The 21,888-nt window shown below is 41.3% G+C and carries 19 protein-coding genes and 1 pseudogene; 5 read left to right on the forward strand and 15 right to left on the reverse strand.

The features are described 5' to 3' along the window. Window positions 1–23 precede the first annotated feature (23 nt). The 4 genes from AC0VX1_RS16145 to asnS form a co-directional block, all read right to left on the reverse strand. A complete protein-coding gene (locus tag AC0VX1_RS16145; RefSeq protein ID WP_268591118.1) occupies window positions 24–563 on the reverse strand; it encodes a YpoC family protein in 540 nt (179 codons plus the stop codon). After that, window positions 560–1,216, reverse strand: a complete 657-nt coding sequence (gene nth / locus AC0VX1_RS16150) for an endonuclease III (protein WP_063593994.1) — start codon at window positions 1,214–1,216, stop codon at window positions 560–562. Before nth ends, AC0VX1_RS16145 begins: the two co-directional genes overlap by 4 nt. 22 nt (window positions 1,217–1,238) lie before the next feature. Continuing rightward, a complete protein-coding gene (locus AC0VX1_RS16155) occupies window positions 1,239–1,934 on the reverse strand; it encodes a DnaD domain-containing protein (protein WP_053535560.1) in 696 nt (231 codons plus the stop codon). 114 nt (window positions 1,935–2,048) lie between these two features. Continuing rightward, the gene (gene asnS / locus AC0VX1_RS16160) at window positions 2,049–3,341 is read right to left on the reverse strand and encodes an asparagine--tRNA ligase (RefSeq protein WP_413024274.1); all 1,293 of its coding nucleotides are present in this window, start codon (window positions 3,339–3,341) and stop codon (window positions 2,049–2,051) included. 507 nt (window positions 3,342–3,848) lie between these two features. On the opposite strand from asnS, the gene AC0VX1_RS16165 reads away from it, so the two are divergent. From AC0VX1_RS16165 to AC0VX1_RS16175, 3 genes are read left to right on the forward strand one after another with little or no spacing between them, the layout of a single operon-like run. After that, entirely contained in the window at window positions 3,849–4,637 is a 789-nt protein-coding gene (locus tag AC0VX1_RS16165; RefSeq protein WP_475467952.1) for a fumarylacetoacetate hydrolase family protein, read from the forward strand. Further along, a complete protein-coding gene (locus tag AC0VX1_RS16170) occupies window positions 4,634–5,422 on the forward strand; it encodes a fumarylacetoacetate hydrolase family protein (protein ID WP_475467953.1) in 789 nt (262 codons plus the stop codon). Before AC0VX1_RS16165 ends, AC0VX1_RS16170 begins: the two co-directional genes overlap by 4 nt. 17 nt (window positions 5,423–5,439) lie before the next feature. After that, entirely contained in the window at window positions 5,440–5,826 is a 387-nt protein-coding gene (locus AC0VX1_RS16175; RefSeq protein ID WP_034307909.1) for a 5-carboxymethyl-2-hydroxymuconate Delta-isomerase, read from the forward strand. A gap of 78 nt (window positions 5,827–5,904) precedes the next feature. Here the strand turns inward: AC0VX1_RS16175 and hpaB are convergent, their stop codons facing one another. Then, entirely contained in the window at window positions 5,905–7,377 is a 1,473-nt protein-coding gene (gene hpaB, locus AC0VX1_RS16180; RefSeq protein WP_063575765.1) for a 4-hydroxyphenylacetate 3-monooxygenase, oxygenase component, read from the reverse strand. Between the two features lie 164 nt (window positions 7,378–7,541). Here hpaB and AC0VX1_RS16185 point away from each other — a divergent pair, with 164 nt between their 5' ends. Next, window positions 7,542–8,429: a LysR family transcriptional regulator gene (locus tag AC0VX1_RS16185; RefSeq protein WP_475467956.1), complete on the forward strand. Its 888-nt coding sequence runs from the start codon at window positions 7,542–7,544 to the stop codon at window positions 8,427–8,429. Between the two features lie 163 nt (window positions 8,430–8,592). Here AC0VX1_RS16185 and AC0VX1_RS16190 read toward each other — a convergent pair whose 3' ends face one another. From AC0VX1_RS16190 to AC0VX1_RS16215, 6 genes are all read right to left on the reverse strand, one after another. Beyond that, a complete protein-coding gene (locus AC0VX1_RS16190; RefSeq protein ID WP_475467958.1) occupies window positions 8,593–10,158 on the reverse strand; it encodes a solute symporter family protein in 1,566 nt (521 codons plus the stop codon). 3 nt (window positions 10,159–10,161) lie between these two features. Then, window positions 10,162–10,500, reverse strand: coding sequence for a DUF485 domain-containing protein (locus tag AC0VX1_RS16195; protein WP_475467959.1), 339 nt, complete (start codon window positions 10,498–10,500; stop codon window positions 10,162–10,164). A gap of 542 nt (window positions 10,501–11,042) precedes the next feature. Next, the gene (hpaD, locus tag AC0VX1_RS16200) at window positions 11,043–12,026 is read right to left on the reverse strand and encodes a 3,4-dihydroxyphenylacetate 2,3-dioxygenase (RefSeq protein ID WP_475467961.1); all 984 of its coding nucleotides are present in this window, start codon (window positions 12,024–12,026) and stop codon (window positions 11,043–11,045) included. A gap of 32 nt (window positions 12,027–12,058) precedes the next feature. Then, window positions 12,059–13,573: a 5-carboxymethyl-2-hydroxymuconate semialdehyde dehydrogenase gene (gene hpaE, locus AC0VX1_RS16205; protein ID WP_057276308.1), complete on the reverse strand. Its 1,515-nt coding sequence runs from the start codon at window positions 13,571–13,573 to the stop codon at window positions 12,059–12,061. Window positions 13,574–13,650: 77 nt separating this feature from the next. Further along, window positions 13,651–14,568, reverse strand: coding sequence for a 2,4-dihydroxyhept-2-ene-1,7-dioic acid aldolase (gene hpaI / locus AC0VX1_RS16210; RefSeq protein ID WP_475467963.1), 918 nt, complete (start codon window positions 14,566–14,568; stop codon window positions 13,651–13,653). A 109-nt stretch (window positions 14,569–14,677) separates the two neighbouring features. Beyond that, on the reverse strand, window positions 14,678–15,355 hold the full coding sequence (locus AC0VX1_RS16215; RefSeq protein ID WP_057276306.1) for a GntR family transcriptional regulator: 678 nt from the start codon (window positions 15,353–15,355) through the stop codon (window positions 14,678–14,680). A gap of 435 nt (window positions 15,356–15,790) precedes the next feature. Here AC0VX1_RS16215 and AC0VX1_RS16220 point away from each other — a divergent pair. Next, window positions 15,791–16,833, forward strand: a pseudogene (locus AC0VX1_RS16220) (IS1182 family transposase); the annotation flags it as partial. Between the two features lie 143 nt (window positions 16,834–16,976). Here the strand turns inward: AC0VX1_RS16220 and AC0VX1_RS16225 are convergent. The 4 genes from AC0VX1_RS16225 to dinG form a co-directional block, all read right to left on the reverse strand. Then, window positions 16,977–18,161, reverse strand: a complete 1,185-nt coding sequence (locus AC0VX1_RS16225) for a pyridoxal phosphate-dependent aminotransferase (RefSeq protein ID WP_413023428.1) — start codon at window positions 18,159–18,161, stop codon at window positions 16,977–16,979. A 19-nt stretch (window positions 18,162–18,180) separates the two neighbouring features. Further along, window positions 18,181–18,657 carry a cell wall elongation regulator TseB-like domain-containing protein gene (locus tag AC0VX1_RS16230; RefSeq protein WP_034307930.1) on the reverse strand — a complete coding sequence of 159 codons (477 nt, stop codon included), beginning with the start codon at window positions 18,655–18,657 and terminating at the stop codon, window positions 18,181–18,183. A gap of 18 nt (window positions 18,658–18,675) precedes the next feature. Next, window positions 18,676–18,846, reverse strand: coding sequence for a YpmA family protein (locus AC0VX1_RS16235; protein WP_065310840.1), 171 nt, complete (start codon window positions 18,844–18,846; stop codon window positions 18,676–18,678). A 150-nt stretch (window positions 18,847–18,996) separates the two neighbouring features. Continuing rightward, a complete protein-coding gene (dinG, locus tag AC0VX1_RS16240) occupies window positions 18,997–21,777 on the reverse strand; it encodes an ATP-dependent DNA helicase DinG (protein WP_239858433.1) in 2,781 nt (926 codons plus the stop codon). Window positions 21,778–21,888 lie beyond the last annotated feature (111 nt).

Below are 21,888 nucleotides of genomic sequence, written 5' to 3' on the forward strand. Positions count from 1 at the left end.
CAAAAAAACGTCTAAGCTTTTGCTTAGACGTTTTTTTGGCTATTCTTATTTTTGATCATGAACTTTACATATTGTTTTTCAAATTCTCGGAACAACTCACTGAGCTGTCTATAAGAATGAAAAAAAGCGGGTCTGGCAAGGATGAAAGAAAGCCTTTCATCCATGTTCACCGGAATATTGTTAAAGGATTGTATTTGGCACCGGATATCATTCAATGCCACTGGCTGCCCATGCATCCAGAAGACTGCGGTTAAAAATAAACCGATCCCCTGCTTCATGAGTCCCAAGGTTTGTCCCGCTTTTCGCTCAGAATATAGCAAACTGCATTCCGAATCAATTCCCTTCCATCTCTCCAGGAGTTCCTTTACATGCATTGCCCCCTTCGTCCAGGGAGCATAGGCTTCTACATTATTATAATAAAGTAACTCATACGGGAAAGCCTCGAATGGAATCGTTTCACTCCAACCTGCATATCGTTCTTTTTCCAAGATGGTTTCCTTTTCAGGAAAAAACAAATGATGAGCCAATTCTTCAGGGACTTTTAATGATATGGACTGCGTCAATTGGCTTCTTTCCTTTTCATTCTTTTTTTTCCTTCACGGCATAATTCGAGAAGCGGGCAGGTTTCACACCTTGGTGACTGGGCCTTGCAATGATAGCGTCCAAAGAATATCAGGCGGTGATGCGTAACGGACCACTCATCCTTCGGTATCTTAGCCATCAGCGTTTTTTCAACGTCGAGGACACTATCCTTCCAACGGCATAATCCCAGGCGCTTGGAAACACGCTCTACATGGGTATCCACAGCGATCGCCGGCACATCAAAAGCAACGGAAACGACTACATTCGCCGTCTTTCTGCCAACGCCAGGCAATTTAACAAGCTCATCACGATCTCTCGGTACTTCCTTACCGTATTCTTCGATCAGCATGCGCGACAGCTTTTGTATATTCTTAGCCTTGTTACGAAACAAACCGATTGAGCGAATGTCATTTTCCAACTCTTCAATCGGAACGCTTATGTAATCCTCAGGCGTTTTATATTTCTGAAATAAATCCTTCGTCACTTTATTGACTAATACATCCGTACACTGAGCTGACAGGGCAACAGCAACCACCAATTCAAATGGATTGGAGTGATTCAGCTCACAATGGGCATCTGGAAACATTTCACCCATCGTATCCAGGCAATATCGAATTTGAGCTTTATTCAACATATCGGTTCTCCTTCAATTTACATTACTGCTCGAGCCAGTTATAGAAAGGCACATCTTTCAATGGTTGTGCAGTTTCCGTCTTTCGGTCCCTCTTTTGATGAACTCTAAATTTTTGTCCTTGCTCCCTTGCCTGTTCCAAGGTTTTAATTCCATTCTTTTTCCACTCGAATAAAATTCGATCAATGTATCGGAAATTCAATTTTCCGGAAATGACAGACTCCCTCAGAGCTGACTTAATGATTTCAGGTTGATGGTCATCCTCCATCCACATTGCCAATGTCTCACATTCAAAGGGAGATAAAGGGCGGCCGAACTCCTGTTCAAAAATCGTATAAAGGCTCTCCCCCGCTTTTTGAATTTCTGCAGACTCTGCCTGTTTCAAAGTTTTCAAGAAACAGTCCATCATTTTTTCATACAGTGGAGACAACGAATATTTTTCCTGTCCGATTTCTTGGCTCCCCTCAACCACCATTTCAACAAATCCCCTTTGGACCAAACGCTGGATCATGAATAGACATTCCGTTTCCTGCAATGTCATTCGGTCAGAAAGTTGGGAGGGTGCAGGGAAATGATTACCTTTATCGATGAAGCTTTGCAATTGTAATAATAGGACCATTTCTTGTTCATTCAGTCCCATTGCACTATAGTTAGTCAACAAAAAGGATGGAATCGTTATCGTTCCTTCCTTAAACCACGCATATAAATGTTCTTTATTCATGTTTTTGGACACCTCTGATTTAGTATAACATGAATACGGCTCATCGAATAAGTTTATAATTTTAACAAAAAACGGTTATCTGCCAATAGGCAAGATAACCGCTTCATAACGTAATCAAGGATATAATCGATTTAATAGACGTGGGAACGGGATGGTTTCACGGACATGCTCGACTCCACTGATCCATGCTACGGTGCGTTCCAATCCCAAACCGAAGCCTGAATGCGGCACAGAGCCATATTTTCTTAATTCCATATACCATTTGTAAGCATCTTCGCTCAAGCCATGCTCATTGATTCTCTGTTCAAGCAATCCCTGATCATGAATCCGTTCTGAACCGCCAATTATTTCTCCATATCCTTCCGGGGCGATCAAATCGGCACAAAGAACGACTTCTTCCCTGTCAGGATCTGGCTGCATATAGAAAGGCTTGATTTTGGTTGGGTAATGAGTTATGAAAACGGGCTTATCATAACTTTCCGCTATCGCAGTTTCATGCGGAGCTCCAAAATCATCCCCCCATTGAATATCATCAAATCCTTGTTCATGAAGGAACTTAATGGCTTCATCATATGTAATGCGCGGGAAAGGAGCTTGGATTTGTTCAAGCTTCGAGGTATCACGGCCCAGTGTATTCAACTCAAGCTCACAGTTTTTCAATACGGATTGGATGATGGAAGAAACGAATTTCTCCTGTACCTCCAGGTTTTCTTTAAATTCGATGAAAGCCATTTCTGGTTCAATCATCCAGAACTCGATTAAGTGTCGTCTTGTTTTGGATTTTTCTGCCCTGAAGGTTGGGCCAAAGGAAAATACCTTCCCAAGTGCCATGGCAGCCGCTTCCATATAGAGTTGACCACTTTGTGAAAGGTATGCATCCTCATCAAAGTATTTGGTCGCGAACAATTCACTCGTTCCCTCTGGTGCGCTTCCCGTTAAAATTGGGGGATCCACTTTAACGAAGCCTTCTTCATTAAAGAATTCATATGTAGCACGGATTATTTCGTTCCGGATTTTCATGACTGCATGCTGCCGTTTTGAACGCAGCCACAAATGGCGGTTATCCATTAAAAATTCAGGACCATGCGCTTTAGGTGTAATGGGATAATCCAATGATTCATGAATGATTTCAATATCTTTCACCTGTAATTCAAAACCGAACGGCGAGCGTTCATCCTTTTGAATGACACCAGTTACATACAAGGATGACTCTTGCGAAACCGATTTCGCACGAGCGAAAATCTCTTCTCCAACTTCAGCTTTCACGACCACCCCTTGAATAAAACCAGAGCCATCACGTATTTGAAGGAAAGCAATTTTCCCACTGGAACGTTTGCTGGCAAGCCAGCCTCCAATGGTTACTTCTTGATCGACGAATTTGCTAGCATTTTTTATTGTAATTTTCACGGAATTTACCTCCAAAAATAACTTAACTTACTAATGAATTTACTCTACTTATTATACCCATAGCCCTGCTTACAAGCAAATAAATCAATTGAAGCGGAGGTTCCATGCCTTTTATATCATTCTTATTATGTTTTTGTCGCGTATTCGCCAGATTGTTGCATGGTAAATTACTTTTCACTAATGCCCATGCTCTTATTACAGTAAAATCATCTCGGTATATGTTTAGGCCGACATTTCTAATATTGAACAAAGGATTGAATCCAATCAACCAATAGTAATCAAATACTCTTTACCATTCATCATCAGAATATCCCCCATTCATAATCTTTCAATTTGAACTCCTAGCTTCATACTAACTAAATGTTCCAGGCATTTTTCTGTTGAAACCCAGCTTTTTTCTAACATTTTTTGTCTAATTATACTGAATAATCTAAATATGTTGAACTTAAACAAAAAATCATATACGATATCATATATGATTAATTAAAAAATCAAGGGGTGAGTGCCATGGCAAAAGCAAGAGTTAAACTCCAAAAGACAGATTACTCAGAAGAAATGGAAATACTGTCGAACCGCTATATATTAATGAACGGTGTTAAGTATGAGGTATCACGAATCAAGTTGGATAACCCTATTTCCGGAACGGTATATGGAACATTATTAAACTATAAAGGATCATTGGAAGCAATGAAGGGAAAGATCGACCATCCGCCTTATAATGAACCTCCTAAAGGGCCGATCCTTTATATTAAACCTAGAAACACGTTTTCTTCTTATTCAAATCCAGTTCCCCTTCCAACCGGCATACCTGAATTGGAAATCGGAGCCGCACTTGGAATAGTGATCAGTAAAACGGCGACAAGAGTCAAGAAAGAACATGCCTCGGATTATATAGAAGGTTTTACGATCGCCAATGATATTAGCATTCCTCATGAAAGCGTTTTCCGTCCTGCTATCCGCCATAAAGCCCGTGATGGATTTTGCCCGATCGGTCCATGGGTCGTATCCAAGGAATCCATCTCCAACCCCGATTCTTTAGGACTTCGTGTATATATTAATGGAGAGCTAAGGCAAGAAAATTCAACTTCAAATCTAATTCGCTCCATCCCCCGGCTTATTGAGGATGTAACGGACTTCATGACCTTGAGTACGGGTGACGTCCTTCTAGTTGGAGTTCCTGAGAATGCACCGCTGGCCAAAGCCAATGATCAAGTCAGGATAGAAATAGACGAAATCGGTTATTTGGAAAATACGATCATTTCCGAGGAAAAATTATCACTGGAGGGGATTTTATGAAGAGAGCACGTGTAGCCTATGCAGGTGCCATACATCCAGCAAGTGAATATCATGGCCAGCTCCAATTGGCGGATGGCCGGCTTGTCAATGAGCAGGACGTTGTCTGGCTTCCCCCTGTGGAACCACGAACTGTCTTCGCGCTTGGCTTGAATTATGCAGACCATGCGAAGGAGCTAGCTTTTAAAGCCCCGGAAGAACCCCTTGCATTCTTAAAAGGTCCCAATACATTCATCGGCCACCGGGGACAGACAAGGCGGCCTGCTGATACAGCTTATATGCATTATGAATGTGAACTGGCAGTGGTCATCGGTAAAAAGGCGAAGAACATAAAAAAGGAAGAAGCCTTTAATTATGTAAGTGGATATACGATTGCAAATGATTATGCAATACGGGATTATCTGGAGAACTACTACCGGCCAAATTTAAAGGTCAAAAATCGCGATACCTGCACCCCCATTGGTCCCTGGCTCGTCGATGCCGAAGATATTCCAGATCCTTCGAATCTTGCCATCAAAACTTACGTCAACCGAAAATTGACTCAGCAAGGCAACACGAAAGACATGATTTTCGGCATTGCTGATTTAATTGAATATTTCAGCAGCTTCATGACTTTGAGTCCGAACGATATCATATTGACAGGCACACCTGAAGGCTTGGCGGATACTGCTGTAGGCGATGAAATCATCACTGAAATTGAAGGTATCGGAAAACTCGTTAGCACAATAGTCGGGGACGATGTATTTACTGAAAACGTGGATCGGCCTCATCTGAATATCCACAAATAATGGAAGGGACTAATCATATGCCTCATATAATTATTGAATATACGGATAATATCAAAGATGAAATCCAGATTGACGGCTTATTAAGAAAGGTGAATGATGTACTGATATCCTATCCCTCCATCTTTCCAATTGGCGGGATTCGATCCCGGGCCATTGAATTGAAGCATTATCGTGTTGCCGATGGTACAGAGGATGATGCTTTTGTTCATGCCATACTAAAAATTGGCGCTGGACGCCAGGACAGTGATAAAACAAAAGTATGTGACCACCTTTTCGAAACGATGGAGTCCCATTTGGCATCCCTCTTTTCAAAAAGATATCTTGCCCTCTCCATGGAACTTACGGAATTCAGTGATTTTGGCACATATAAAAAGAATAATATCCATAATCGATATAATAAATGAACAATATTTCATATTTAAAGGCCTTCCACATCATCGGGAAGGCCTTTAAATTAATATGTTTTGCCAATGCTACCGGGCTCAGTTGATTTCAGCAAGGTTTTCAGTACGGTTCAAGAACTCCTTGACACGGTCCACATATTCCTGTTTATCATAGCCGTTATATAAAGCGCTAGCCATACGGACCGGATCCCCAAAAAAGAATCTTTCGTACAGGGTTTGCCTGGATCCAAATGAACTCATGCATACATCCCATGCGAGACGATACAATTTAACCCTGTCATAGGCTCCACCATTCGCAGCTTGAAGATATTTATCCAAATCCGGTCGAAGCTCCGAATTGAAATCGGCTTCATTTGGTATCGCCATTAAGCCACTAGCCCCAAGAAGCTGCATTATTTCACTGAATCTAGGGTAAATCTTCGGATAATAATTACGGGCAATGTTTAACGGTGTGAAATCGGGTGTCATCATTCCCCACTTATCCACTTTCGCGTTTGCCTCCGAAGCTGTTATGAAAGCCTTTACCGTTTCAAGCGCTATGATGACTTCCGAGATTTTTTCCTGAACATGCTGGTATTGCCCGATATTGATGGTTTCCACCATTAGTTGCAGAATCCCCAGAATGAACTCGGTTTTGGCGATATTCTTCGCTACCACCTGATGGGTCATATGAACAACCGCATTGCTTTCATTATAAGCCTGGTTGCAAATGCCGACATCCCCATATGCAAATACCCGATTCCAAGGAACGACTACATCATCAAAAACGATAATCGTATCCATTTCCTCAAATCTTGAACCAAGAGGATGGTCAAAATGTGATTTGCCATAGTCGAATGATTCACGACAGATGAATTTCAACCCTGGTGTATTATTTGGTATGGAGAATGCGAATGCATAAGGGTTTTCTTCTTCCGATTGTTTAAGCAATGTTGAAGGGAATACCATGATTTCATCCGTTATTCCTCCTTGTGTAGCTAATAATCTAGCTCCCTTTATAATAAGCCCTTCTGAATTCTTGCCAGCAATCCGTGCAGCGATGTAAGGATCCGGAAGCTTTGCGGCACTAACTCCCCTATTAACCTGGGGTTGAATCAGGGTATGTGTCAACGACAAATCCTTTTCCCTGCAGAGCTCATAATAATCTTTCATATTTTTAGCAAATGTCGAATCCTGAGTGCCGAACATATCAGCTGCTGTACCGTACGCCATCATCCCACTGTTGATATAGTCAGGGGAACGTCCCATCATTCCATTATTATGCCTTGCCCATTCTTGAATCATTTTCCTCCTTTTTTCAAGGTCTTCCTTAGTCCGCGGCTGCATGAATGAGGTCCCTACTCTTTCGTTTGAAGTTGGTGAAATATAAGTCATGATGTCAGTTTTCGCGGAATCATGCTGCAAATCATATAATTCGGCCTGTGATTTCATGACCCCTTTAAAAGCTGGGTGTTGACTGATCTTATTTTTTACTTGCTCTCCATTGATCCATACATTCGCCTTTGCTTTGTCTACCCTCTCGATATATTCTTTACCTGTTTTAGCCGGCATGCTTACATCCCCCTTTAGTATTAACTTAATAAAGCGCTTACAATTAAATAAATTCCAAAAATTGAATTAATTCCTATAACAAAATATACCATGTGTTATGATATATATGTAATACTTTAAAAATTCAATATGTATATGTAAATCATATGTATGAGGTGTATATAATGGACATCCGGCAGTTAAAGTATTTTGTGACGATCGTTCAGGAAGAACAAGTAACCAAAGCCGCAAAAAAATTACATATGGCTCAACCGCCCCTTAGCCAGCAACTTAAATTAATGGAAATGGAAATCGGTGAAAAACTTTTCGATCGGAATGGAAAGAAACTTGAACTCACTGAAACTGGCAAGGTCCTTTATAAAAAAGCTGAAGCTCTATTAATCCAGTTCGAAGAATCACTACTGGAAGTGAAGGAAGTCAGTAAAGGGGTAAAGGGGACTCTTTCCATAGGTTCAGTAAAAACTTGCTTTTCTTACATTCCGCAAAGGATGAGAACCTTTAGGGTTAAATACCCTGACATTCGTTTCAAGTTAATGGAAGGTGATACGTTCCGTTTGACAGAAGGCTTAATAAACAGGGAAATCGAGTTGGCCATTGTAAGGCTTCCTATTAACGGTAAGCAATTCTCATCGATTAACCTTCCGCCGGAAGATTTTGTGCTTGTCACCCCAAAAGATTGGGATATCCCAGACTCGATCGAATTCAAACAAATTAAGGAATATCCTCTCTTATTGCTGCATAGGGTTAGCGGTCAAGGTACTTACGAACTGATAGTGGATGAATGCCTAAGACATGGATTTGACCCTACGATTGTATGTGAATGTCCTGATGCTGCCATGATCTTATCCTTAGTGAAGGAAGGAGTAGGCGCTACCATCATGCCACGTACCACGTCCATATCGTTTTCAACCCAGGGGATAAAAATAGTCGAATTGATAGATTGTGTAGTACAATCGGAAGCCGCCCTTATTTGGCTCGAAGAACGCTATCTTTCCAAAGGAGCCGTCAAATTCCTAGAAACATTTTCTGAAGGAATGCCCAGTTATCCCTGAATATTAGTTCATCTGTACCTCTTTGTAGTAATCTTTTGTATTTGTTCGAATTTCTTTATCCATTGAAAAGAAAAAAGCAACCTATCATTTGATGGCCGCTTTTTCAAATCCATTCACAATTGCGTTGGACTGTGCTTTATTAATAGGCATGCCTTTACATCATTTAATGTCGCAAAACCCCCTTAACATCATGACCGGTATTGGACTTTACCAGGATTTCATTATAATTGTCTTTTGCAACCGTTTTCGGACCGGTCCTGCGATTACCGATCAGGGCACCTAAATAGCAGGCGATGAATCCAAGCGGAATGGAAACGATTCCTGGTGAATTCAAAGGGAAAATCGGTTCACCTGTCATTATGGATGCTCCGGGGACCGGGTCCCAGACATTTGGACTGAGGGCCACGAGCAAAAGTGTTCCAAAAAGACCTGTCATCATACCGACTATCGCTCCAGTTTTATTGAATTTTTTCCAATAGATCGTAAGAAGGATTACTGGCAAATTCGAACTGGCGGCCAATGTAAAGGCGATAGATGCCAGAAACGCTACATTGAATTCCTGCAGACCTAATGATAAAACAATCGCAAGTGCAGTCACACCAATAGAAGCCCATCTAGCCATCGTCATTTGCTGTTTTTCCGTGGCTTTTCCATCTTTTAATATTTCATTATAAAAATCATGTGAAAATGCCGTAGCACCAGTTAAAACGATTCCTGCAACTACTGCGAGTATCGTAGCGAAGGAAACGGCCGCAATAAATGCGAATAAGATGTCCCCGCCCACAAGTTGGGCCAATAAAGGTGCAGCCATGTTACCTGCTGGATTAGCGGCCATGATATTCGATGTTCCGACCAACTTAGCAGCACCGAATCCGAGAAAAATGACCATGATATGAAATGCACCCATAATCCACATCACCCAAACAACCGACTTTCTTGCCACTCGTGCATTCGGGACAGTCAAAAAACGTATTAAAATGTGAGGCAGACCTGCCGTTCCCAGAATCAGGCCCAGTGACAAGGATGCTGCATCCCACCCACTGGCATACTTAATTCCTGCCTTCAGGTAATCTGCACCCATGGGTGTCGCTGTTTTCATATCCGTGAAAATTCCGATGAAACTAAAATTCAACTTCCACATGACGATCATGAATAATATAAACACTCCGCCTATCAGCAGGATGGCTTTAATGATCTGCACCCAGCTAGTCGCCGTCATCCCCCCGAATAGAACAAATACCAGCATTACAATACCTACGATGATGACAGAGGTATTATACGGGATGTCTAAAAGCAATTTAAATAAAGCGCCTGCAGCAACAAGTTGCCCCAGCATGTACATGACTGATATCACCAGGGTATTAAATGCGGTCACTCCCCGGACCTGTTTATATTTAAACCTTGTAGTCACCATATCAGCCAATGTGTATTTCCCTAAGTTCCTTAATGGCTCAGCCACTAGGAATAACACGACAAGAAATGAAACAAGTGCTCCATACATCAGGAAAAATCCATCATATCCCGTTAAGGAAAATGCCCCTATCAACCCTAAAAACGTGGAAGCCGACATAAAATCCCCGGCCAATGCAAGTCCATTTTGCCTAGCGGTCAACCCGCCCCCAGCCGTATAAAAGGAGCCTGCCGTTTTAGTTTTTTTGGAAGCGATATACGTGATGAAAAGCGTACCTATCGACATTAGCGCAAAGAGAATGATAACTGTCCAATTCATGTTTCAAAGCCCTTCTTTCTCGATGATTTCTTTTATTTGTTCATCGATTCTTTCAGATTTCCTTACATATATGCTGCAAACCCATACAGACATAACCGTAATGGAGACACCGTACGCCCACGCCCAGGTTATGTCCCCGATGAAAGGGTGATCCAGGATATCTGTGTAAAAAACTAAGAAGGGCAAAAGCAAGGAATATCCCATAAAGAAAATCGTAAAAGGGATGACGAACTTCTTTTTGTCGGAGAGCATATTCTGAAACTCTTTCGAGGCAACAATCTTTTCATAATCCACTAGATTGGTTTGTTCCGATTCATCAAGGTTTTTTTCCAGCTGAACCATCTCTACACACCTCTTCTGATATTTATTTTTACAAGGACGGTCCTGGTAGTATTCCTCCAATGTCAGCCGCATTCTTCAATGGCACAGATCCCCCTCCATCCCAGAATACCTACAACCTCATCTGCCCAAAGAGGGTCTGAAGCCCATTCCCTAAGCTTTCCATACTCCTTTTGTGAAACCGATGAAACTTACAAATAGGGCAGCAGTAAGCTCCCACTGCTGCCCTGTCCCAGACCATATCTTTTAAAAGGTTTGCACTTTCACAATAGTCTTGGCTCGCCTATCCTTCATCTGTTTCGACTTCTTGATACATTCACTTTTCCATTTGATATGAATCTTCTTTCCTTTCAAGGGAAGAGAATCATTGAAATGTAAGTGCCAACTCCCTTGAAAGGATCCGTCCATTATTTGATGGGCCATTCCTTATCCAGCAGTCTTCCATCAACTTTTCACCATTTGCACAGGCGCCCTATTGAAAAGACTATGAGAGTCCATGCATTTTTGCTGAATTTTCCATCTTTCATCCTAAATCCCGCTTCTTTTTAGATGATGAATTCAGGCTTACTTTTTGCCAGGATCGGTTCTTTAAGAGGAACTTCTTCTCCTGATATTATATCAAGCACAGAAGATGCCTCATCAAACCATGAATCCGGAGCTTGGGCTCCCCAGAATGTCTGGCGTCTTGGATCATTCAAATCCCAATGAATCGGTTCGGTATCCGGGTCAGATGTTAAGTAATCCCCATTGTATAATTCGATCCTGTGACCATCCGGATCTCTTAAATATAGGAAGAATGCATTGGATAGGCCGTGCCTCCCTGGGCCGCGTTCGATTGACTGTGCATATCCAAGAGATGCCAGTACATCACAGGCATGGATAAGTGCAAGCGGGTCAGGCAGAAAGAAGCCTACATGATGAAGTCTTGGACCGATACCGTTCATGAACGCCTGGTCATGGACCGTTTGCTTTCTATGTAGCCACGTTGCCCATAATTTGCCCGACTCATCCACAGTATCTTCCGAGCAGGCAAAACCTAATTCTTTCATATAAAAGTCAGAGGCTTTTTGCACATTTGGCACACAACAATTCACATGATCGATTCTTTGGACCCTCGAACCCCTATGCATATCATATCGTTGCAGCAATCTCTCGACTTTATCCATTTTGTAAAAAAACTCCACTGGCAATCCTGAAATATCCTGAACTCGCAGTGACTTGCCTAGTGCATGCTGTGTTCCTTCCTGCATCCACTTCATTTTCATTCCCTTGGATAGGAAGAAAGATTCCAACCCTTCAAGGTCTTCCTCTTTTTCAACCTTGTATCCTATTGCTTCAACGCTTGGCTTTTCTGCCTTTTGCAAGATAAGCGAATGATGATGCGCTTCCTCTAAACCACGTAAATATATGTGGTCATTCGTTCTTTCCGTTTCAATAAAACCTAAAGCATCCACATAAAAGGCTCTTGATTTATCTAAATCTGTTACATTAAGTATCGTTCTCGCAACACGAATAATAGAAAAATTCATAGTATTTCTCCCCTTCTTTAATGAAACCCGGATTATTTTTCAGCAGAAGAAACGGCATTTTGTTTTACGTCGCCAAATTTCGGAATGTGATGTTCTCCAATTGCCACGTGGATAACTTGTGTTTCCGTATAGAATTCAAAGCTATAATGGCCGCCTTCACGTCCTACCCCACTATATTTCGACCCTCCAAAAGGAATCCGCAAATCCCTAACGTTTTGGGAATTCACCCAGACCATCCCACTATCGACAGCTTGAGCAAACCTATGTCCACGTTTCATATCATTGGTCCATACATAAGCAGCTAGCCCATACTTTACATCATTAGCCATTCTCAGTACTTCCTCTTCAGTCTTGAAAGGAATGACTGCCATGACAGGGCCAAAAATCTCTTCTTGTGCCACCGTCATATCATTTGTACAGTTCAAAAGAAGCGTCGGGGCAATATAATTCCCTTCCTTGAAAGCACTTGGTATGGCACCGCTTACAATTTCCGCCCCTTCATCTTTTGCTATATCCAGATATCGGGAGACATTATTAAAATGGTTACGATGGATCAGCGGTCCGATTTCCGTGTCTGGATCCATTGGGTTTCCAATCTTGATATTATGAACACGTTCCTTCAATTCTGCCACGAACTGGTCTATTATCGATTCATGGACAAATAATCTGGAATTGGCTGTGCAGCGCTCCCCATTGAACGAATAGATTCCCCATACCACTGAATCCAGGGCCTTTTCTAAATCGGCATCTTCAAAAATTACTGCTGGTGATTTACCGCCGAGTTCCATGGAAAAACGTTTCATTGTATCTGCACCATTTTTAATGATTTCAGCGCCGGTTGTCGTTTCTCCGGTAAAGGATATCAATTGGACTTCAGGATGGGCAACCAAGGACGCCCCCGCTGTCTCCCCAAAACCGTGAACAATATTGAATACGCCTTTTGGCAGACCGGATTGATCAATGATTTGAGCTAATTTATTGGCAGTCAATGGAGACCACTCCGCTGGTTTAAGGACACATGTATTACCTGTAGCCAGGGCCGGGGCGATCTTCCAGGTTTCTAACATGAAAGGTGCATTCCAAGGAGTGATTAATCCTGCCACTCCTATCGGTTTATGAATCGTATAATTGATGAAAGTGTCATCCACTTGATATGACTCTCCTATCAGCCTGCTTTTCACCATTTCAGAATAAAAACGAAAATTCTCCGCTCCCCTTGCCGCTTGTTTTTTTGTCTGGCTAATCGGCAACCCTGTATCCAGTGATTCCAAAAAGGAGATTTCTTCGGCATTTTCTTCAATTAGATCAGCAATCCTATTCATGTACTTCAATCTTTCTTCCACTTTCATCGTTCTCCATGGGCCATTATCGAATGCAGCTCTTGCGGCGGCGACCGCTTGATCAATATCCTCTTTAAAGCCTTCTGCCACATTATTGATTGCTTGATTATTAAAAGGGCTTAGATTTTCAAATGTTTTTCCTGAGATACCATCCACAAATTGACCATTGACGTAATGCTTCACATCCTGCACGGGAAAAGTTTGCATGATAAATCCTCCTTTAAAAATTAATTCGGGAAGATGACAAAAATCGTTTGGATTTGTGCAATCTTCCCAATCTAGCTTTATGACTGGATTTTCTGGTCAATCAACCCATATGATTGAAGGGTTTCACGCAGTTCTTTTTCCAATGGTTCCGAAGGCGGTCCCATAGGCGGCCTTAATGCCGGATTGATTTTCCCCATCATCCCCATCGCAGCTTTTAATGGTCCTGGATTGGTTTCTTTAAACAAAACATCATTCAATGGCATTAATTTGTAATGGAGGTCAAGCGCCTTATCTACATCACCCTCCACCCAAAAATTATAAATGTCCGCCACTTCTTTAGGAGTGATATTGGCAGTAGCACTTATATGTCCTGCCCCTCCAATAGCCAACATTGGATAGCATAATAATTCAATGCCAGAATATAAGAGAAAATCCCTTCCGCAATTCAATAAGACACGGTTCACATGTTCGAAATCTTTATTAGATTCTTTTACACCAATAATATTTTCACAATCTTCAGCAAGACGTGCCAATGTCTTCACTTCTAAATTCGTCGCCGTTCTTCCGGGAATGTTATAAACGATCAGCGGGATATCAACAGCATTGGCTACGGTTTTAAAATGATTATAAAGTGCCTGTTGATTCGGTTTATTGTAATAAGGTACGATGACTAAAGCAGCATCCGCGCCCATTTCCTGTGCCCTTTTTGTCAAATGCAACGTTTCTTTCTGATTGGCAGATCCGGTACCTGGTGCAACTGGAACACGGGATTTTGCTGCTTTAATTGCCGTTTCCATCACTAATTCCCGTTCCTCAATCGTAAGTGAACTCGGCTCGCCTGTAGTCCCGCATACCGAAATTCCATGGGAACCGCTTTCAATATGCCAGTTTACTAGATTTTCAATGGCCTTTACATCAACTTCCATCTTGTCATCAAAGGGAGTGATAACGGGTGCGATGGATCCTCTTAAACGACTTTTGATTTCCTCGTACATTTTTTCTACCACCTTTTTATTATTTGAATATTCCGAATAATTCAAATGAAAAAATCGGCTTTGCTTTTATCAATAATCAATCGACTATAATAAAACAAAGCCTGGGTCATCAAAGTGCCTGATCTTGATTAGTTTCCGCCCTCTGCTTGAAAGTGCTTATCGCATTCAGTTTATGCTTTCTCACCAATGATTCAATTTCTTCAAAAGATGCTTTTTCCTTTAGGAGCTTTATGATGCTTTCATGTTCGCGAATCGATTGGACTGCGCGTTGCGGCACCATGGTGAACATGGACTTTCTGACTCTATTCATTCTTTGTTGTGCCTGTTTAATTTCCTCTATTAAAAAGGAATTTCCGCACTTTTCATAAATTTCCGCATGGAAACATTCGTTTAATTTACCAAACAGCTCTAATTCAAAGTTATGGAGGGCTTTTTCCATTTCATTGTTTAAATTAATTAGATTTTCAAAATCATGATCATTCATGGTTAAAGAACTGAGTGCAGCTGCATATCCTTCAAGCAGAGATAAAACAGAAAGAGTTTCAATGTATTCGCTCTCATTTATGCTTGTAACCACCGCTCCACTATAAGGCTTATATTGAATAAGGCCGTCAGATTCCAGTTGCCTGATCGCTTCCCTGACAGGAATCGGACTTAAACTAAGTTCTTTTGCCGTTTGATCGATAATGATCCGCTGTCCAGAACCATATGTTCCATCCAAAATTAATTTACGAAGGTGCTCATAAGCTAGTTGTTTTTTGCTGGGGTTTTTGCTTTTCTCTTCCATATTTTCATCATATATGAAATCATATATGATTGCAATCGATTTTCATTAAAAATCATATATGATTTTCCACATGCTTGTTTTGCATATACGAATGATCTGTGCCTATGAATAGACTGAATGTATCTAGAAAATCCGGCAGCCCACCTTTTCCTTTACAATGGTGAAGTGAACTAAAATGCAATGTCCCGCCTTCTTCACGTATCGAAATATAATCCAACTAAAAAAAACTGCAGACTGTAGACAAACTCGATGAAAATCGAGTTTGTCTATTTTTATTGCTTGTACAATTTGGACGTTGATTGGAACGTAAGGCACTCGCTTTCCGCGGGCGGTCCGGGAGCCTCCTCGGCTTTCGCCTGCGGGGTCTCCCCTAGACTCGCTTTTCTAAGCAGGAGTCTCGAACACCCGCTCCAATCAACTTTGTCTTACCTTTTAGGTTTCCATGATAAAGTACCTCATTTCTCTACGACGCTTTAAAGATACAGACCTGTTTGAACAGATTTTCTATCGCATTTTAATGACAGCTACTAATAAAAAGTTAATAAGTGCTGAACACGATTTTGTAGATTCCACCCATGTGAAAGCCAGTGCGAATAAACGGAAATTTGAAAAGAAAATCGTTCGTAAAGAAACACGAGCGTATCAAGGACGTCTTCAAGAAGAAATCAATCAAGATCGTGAAAACCATGGAAAAAAGCCTTTTCCACCAGATAAATTTGATAAAGAAGAGACCAAAGAGATTAAAGAAAATATAGAGTGGCTACTAAGTGAAAGATGAACGAACAAAACAGTTGGCCTATTCATTCCACGCGGCCTCAGACCGCAACGGTTTTGTATTGGGAACGATTGTAACACCTGGAAATACACATGACAGTCAGATCTTAGAGCCACTAGTTGAACAAGTGATTGAGAAAGTTGGAAAACCGGAAGCCGTTGCCGCAGATGCAGCTTATAAAACACCAGCGATTACAAGCTACCTATTTAACAAAGAAATCATACCGGCTTTACCTTATACACGTCCTCGCACCAAAGAAGGATTTTTCCGCAAACAGGACTATGTATACGATGAACATTTTGATTGTTACCTTTGCCCTTCGGGCGAAACTTTAAAGTACTCAACAACAAATAAAGAGGGCTATCGCGAGTACAAATCGCCAAAACAAATTTGTACAACATGCTCATTTTTATCTCGGTGTACAGAAAGCAAAGACTGTCAAAAAGTGGTGACACGGCATATCTGGCAAACACATGTGGAAGAAGCAGATTATCTGCGTCATCATCAAGATGTAAAACCTATATATGCAAAACGTAAAGAAACGATTGAGCGTGTATTCGCAGATGCAAAAGAAAAGCATGGTATGCGTTGGACTACTTTAAGAGGACTTAAAAAATTGTCAATGCAGGCGATGCTTACTTTCGCTGCCATTCATTTAAAGAAGATGGCCAATTGGACATGGCGAGGTCCAAAAATGGCCTAACATGTGGGCTCGTAGAGCCGCAATCTCTTAACTTTAGGCGAAAATTCAAAGGAATTTCAAAAGGGGTTCAGAATTTTTTAATTCCGAACCCCTTTTGTCTACAAACTGAAACCTGCAGACTCAGTCTGCAGGTTTTTAATAAATTAGGCCATTTTTGAATTAACGAATGAATGTATTCTTTCAACGGCTGCTTCCAGCAGCTCCAGTGAAGTTGCATAAGAGAGTCTGATGTTATCAGGTGCACCGAACCCTGAACCTGGAATAACAGCCACTTGAGCTTCTTCAAGCAACGCAGTCGTAAAATCTTCGACATTGCTATACCCTGTTAATTCAACTGCACGTTTAACGTTCGGGAATAAATAAAATGCCCCTTGTGGTTTAATGCAGCTTACGCCTGGAATTTCAACCAATTTATCATAGATTTTATTCAAACGGCTTTCAAATGCTTGACGCATTTCCTCAACAGGCTCCTGTGTACCTTCATAAGCCGCAATCGCACCATATTGAGCGGTTGTGGTTGGGTTGGATGTGCTATGGCTAGCAAGGTTCGCCATTGCTTTAATGATGGACTCATCACCGGCTGCATAGCCTATTCTCCAGCCAGTCATCGAGTGCGATTTAGAAACACCATTGATGATGATCGTTTGCTTTTTCAATTCAGGGGAAATCTCTGCAATGGATGTATGTTTAGCATTTCCATAAACCAATTTTTCGTAAATTTCGTCGGAAACGATCAAGATATCATGAGCCAGGCAAACTTCCCCGATAGCCGCCAATTCTTCCCTGGAATAAAGCATGCCCGTTGGATTGCTTGGAGAGTTGATGATAACCGCTTTCGTTTTATCGGTAATTGCTTGTTCTAATTGTTCTTTCGTGATTTTATATTGATTTTCTTCCGTACCGACTATATAAACCGGCTTACCGTCAGCAAGCTTGATTTGCTCAGGATAGCTCACCCAATATGGTATCGGAACAATGACTTCATCTTCTTCATCCAGGATAGCTTGAAACAATGTGTACAGCGAGTGCTTTGCACCTGATCCAACTGCAATTTCAGACGGTTTGTAATCCAAGCCCTGATCACGCTTCAATTTATCCGCAATTGCTTCTTTTAACTTCGGCAGACCAGCGGATGGCGTGTATTTAGTTTGACCTTCATTCATGGAAAGAAGTGCTGCATCTATGATATGTTTGGGCGTATTATAGTCTGGTTCACCTGCACCCAAACCAATTATATCTAAACCTTGGGCCTTAAGTTCCTTTGCTTTTGCCGTAATGGCCAATGTTGTTGATGGCGTTAATGACTGAACACGGTTCGCTAATTTCATTTTAAATTAATCCTCCATTCTAAATGCTTCGATAATACTTTAGCCATTCCCCAGTTTTAAAATCATAATAGTCATAATTAAAGCGCTCGGATTCATCAAGATACGTTACTTCCCAAAGCGGGACGTTCTTTTCCATGCCTAGCTTAACCGAAATGATTTTTTGGGGATTAAGCTTTTCTTTGACAATGTTCATGATTTCTTTTTTTGATTTACCATCTTTATAGTTTTCCACTACTATTTCTTTCTTCTTGTCCTCAGGAAGCCAGACTATTTTCTTAGTCCCTTTTTCCCCCTTACCAATGATGACAGAGTATGAATCCTGCCCATTATAAAGGTAGAATTCTTCCATGGTAACAAGGCCGCCCTCTTCCTTTGCCTTTTTAAAAGCCTCATTACCAGCCTCTTTTTTAGGCTGCAACGCTTTAATATATGCCCCGCTGACAAATCCGATAAAACAAAGGACTAGGATAGAAGCAATAATCAACCATTTTTTCAAAGCTGCTTTTCCTTCTTTCTATGTACGATAAATTGTAAATATCGCTTTTTCTTGATCTTGGGAATCCAATGCCAGACCGAACATCAAATCATCTTTTTTCAATGTTCGGTTCAAGGAATCCACAATTTTATACAGATCAGGAGAATGTTGCAACCTGACTGTTGAAATTACTTCGATTTTACTTTCCATGAAAATGCCCCTCCATTTTAATAAATTGTCAACAACCACTGGTATGAATAGGATTTGAAGGCTTTACCACCTATCACATTATACCAGTTCAGTGGTTATTTTTCTTTAAAAATTATAAAAATTCCTGGATTAATGAATTATCAAGATCATTTAAATCCACTCTTCTATCATTTCAGCCATTTCTGAAATAGTGCCTTGGTGCCAGTCCACTTTCGGAATCGCCTTTTGAAATTCAGTTCCATATTTAGCCGTGATGATGCGGCGATCAAGTATAACCAAAATCCCTTTATCTTCTGGAGTGCGTATAAGCCTGCCGAAACCTTGTCGGAACCTTAATAGGGCTTCGGGTAATGAATACTCAGAGAATGGATTGCGCCCCTGCTTCTCGAGAAGTTGGCATTTTGCAGCTGTCACTGGTTCATCCGGTGGCGAAAAAGGCAGCCTGACAATGATTAAACAAGATAAATCCTCGCCAGGGATATCGACGCCCTCCCATAGGCTTGTTGTCCCAAACAGGACCGCTTTCTCGAAGTTTTGGAAATTCCTGAGCAGCCTCATCCGGCTTCCGCCAGAAATCCCTTGTGCAAACAGGGTGAACTCATCCAGAACACCACAATCTTTGACCGAATGATAGGTTGCGCGCAGCATTTCATGCGAGGTGAATAATACCATCATTCTCCCTTTCGCTGCCTGAGCGGCAGCAATAATATGGTTTGCCGCGGTTTCGGAGAATTCCTCCACCGATAAACAATTGATATCTGGTAGATCATTTGGAACCAGTACCTTTACGAGTTTCTTATAAGGAAAGGGTGATGGAAAACTTGCTGTCTGCATAGGCTCATTCTCTAATCCGAGTTGTTCCTTAAAATACTTAAAAGAATCCTTCACCACAAGGGTTGCCGATGTCATGACCACACTTTTTTGGCGCCCGAAATAGGAATCCCATAGCCGTTTACTGCCTGCAATCGGCTGAACCGTCAAAGTCACCCCATGCTGAGGTGCTGCATTCGTATAATCAAGCCAATAAATATTTTCTTCATGAGGCTTGATGAAAAACTCATGCAAGGAGTCCCTGGTATCCTGTAAATGTCCAAGCAGCACCTCGATATCATTTAAGTGAAATAATGAATTTTTCCCTAATGGGGACTCATTATTCAATAAAAGGGCCAATCTTTTCTCTAACTCCGTGATGATGTATCCTAATAAATCCACCAACCGCTCAGCGACAAGAATCGCTTTTCCCCATCTTCCATCATCTATTTTGAATGAAAGCCGTTTTGGACTTACAGAACGTGAAAGTTTTTCCGCCTGATTGGAAAGGTAATAAAAAAGCTGTTCGAATTCATACGAAAAATCACTAAGCTTTTGATCCAATTCATGTGAAGATCTCCCGTCCGTCAGTCCGTTATTCAAAAGCATCCTGTCCAATTTATATAATAATTGCTTTTGATCCGATGTCCCTAGTCTGTTCAAAATCGTCTTCACCGAAATGTAATTAAGCCTGCTCCCAAGCTGTTTGGATGCAGCCTGTTCCAAATGGTGTGCTTCATCGAGAACCAAATACCCTTTTTTGGGAATCAAGGCGTCTTCCGTAAGAAGATCCGTCATTAAAAATGAATGGTTAGTAATGATGATATCCGCCTTTGCAGCTGTTTTTTTTGCCCGTTCAAAAAAATCCAATTCAAGCCAGGGCTGTTTTAAACCGGCGTATGTAAGACCATCACTTTGAAGCCTATTCCAAAATAGCTGACCGCCGCTTGTAAGGTTCAATTCATCTTTATCACCTGTTACGGTCTCAGTAAGCCAAACCAATATCTGCATTTTCGTTAAGGCCGTTTCATAATTATCTTCCTTTTCACGCAAAGCCCTTTCGAACTTTGCCAAGCTCAAATAATTGCTTCTCCCCTTCAGTAAAACAGCTTGAAAGGTAAAAGGAAGGATTTTCTTAAGCTTAGGAACCTCGTTTTGAAGTAGTTGGTCCTGCAACTGAAGCGTATATGTCGAAACGACGACAGGTTTTTGATGTTTTTTTGCAAAATAAACGGCCGGAAGCAGATAACCTATCGATTTACCAATACCGGTTCCAGCTTCAATGATTGCATCCTGGCTGGTTTCGAAAGAATTGTGAATCAGGTTCATCATATCAAGTTGTCCGCTTCTTGCTTCGAATGCAGGGAATGCACTTTGGAGCATGGCTACTTTTTCCTCATTGTCGAGCGGGAATTTAGACCCCGTGTCTTTATGATCACCTTCATGTTCAGCCTTTTTAAAGGCAAGGCCCCTATAAGTAATTAGATCAGGTGAATGGACTTCTGCTTTGGCAAGTTTGCTTGCAATGCAAGCATCTATTAATTCGGAAACCTCACTTTGTAAGGAATAAGATAATCGATACAACTGTTTAAGTGTCATGACTGGAAGATTCATCAGCTTTTTTTTCAATTCCAACAATAATAAAGCGGTGGCATATGCATCACTATCCGCTTGATGGGGCCTGGAATGATCTAGGTTTTCTTCTTTAGCCAGCTGGTGCAGCTTATATCCATCGGATGTTGGTTTTAATATTTTCGCTAACTCCACTGTATCAAGGGTGGAACCATAAAACGGCTCAAACCCGCATCGCACTAATTCTTCCTGTAAAAAAGATAAATCAAATAAAACATTATGGGCAACAAAACATGCCCCTTCTATAAGCCGGGCAATATTTTCTGCAACATCTTCAAAGTCAGGTGCATTTTTTACCGTCTCGTTGCTTATTCCGGTCAATTCTTCAATAAACAAGGAAATTTCCTGTCCAGGGTGGATGAATGTCGAGTATTCATCCACGATTTGGTCATTTTCGATGACCACTCCAGCAAATTGAATAATCCTATCTCCTTTTTTCGGAGAATTCCCTGTTGTTTCCAAATCGACCACTACATATCGTTGCATCATGAATTGTACACCTCAAACTTCGCTTTCTCCACTTCCTGATGGAATTCTCTTATCTTTTTTATACCATAATAATCGTAATAAAGGAAACAAGCCGTTCATCAAAAGACGAAA

It is taken from the genome of Peribacillus sp. QJM3NY_7 (genome assembly GCF_056173225.1).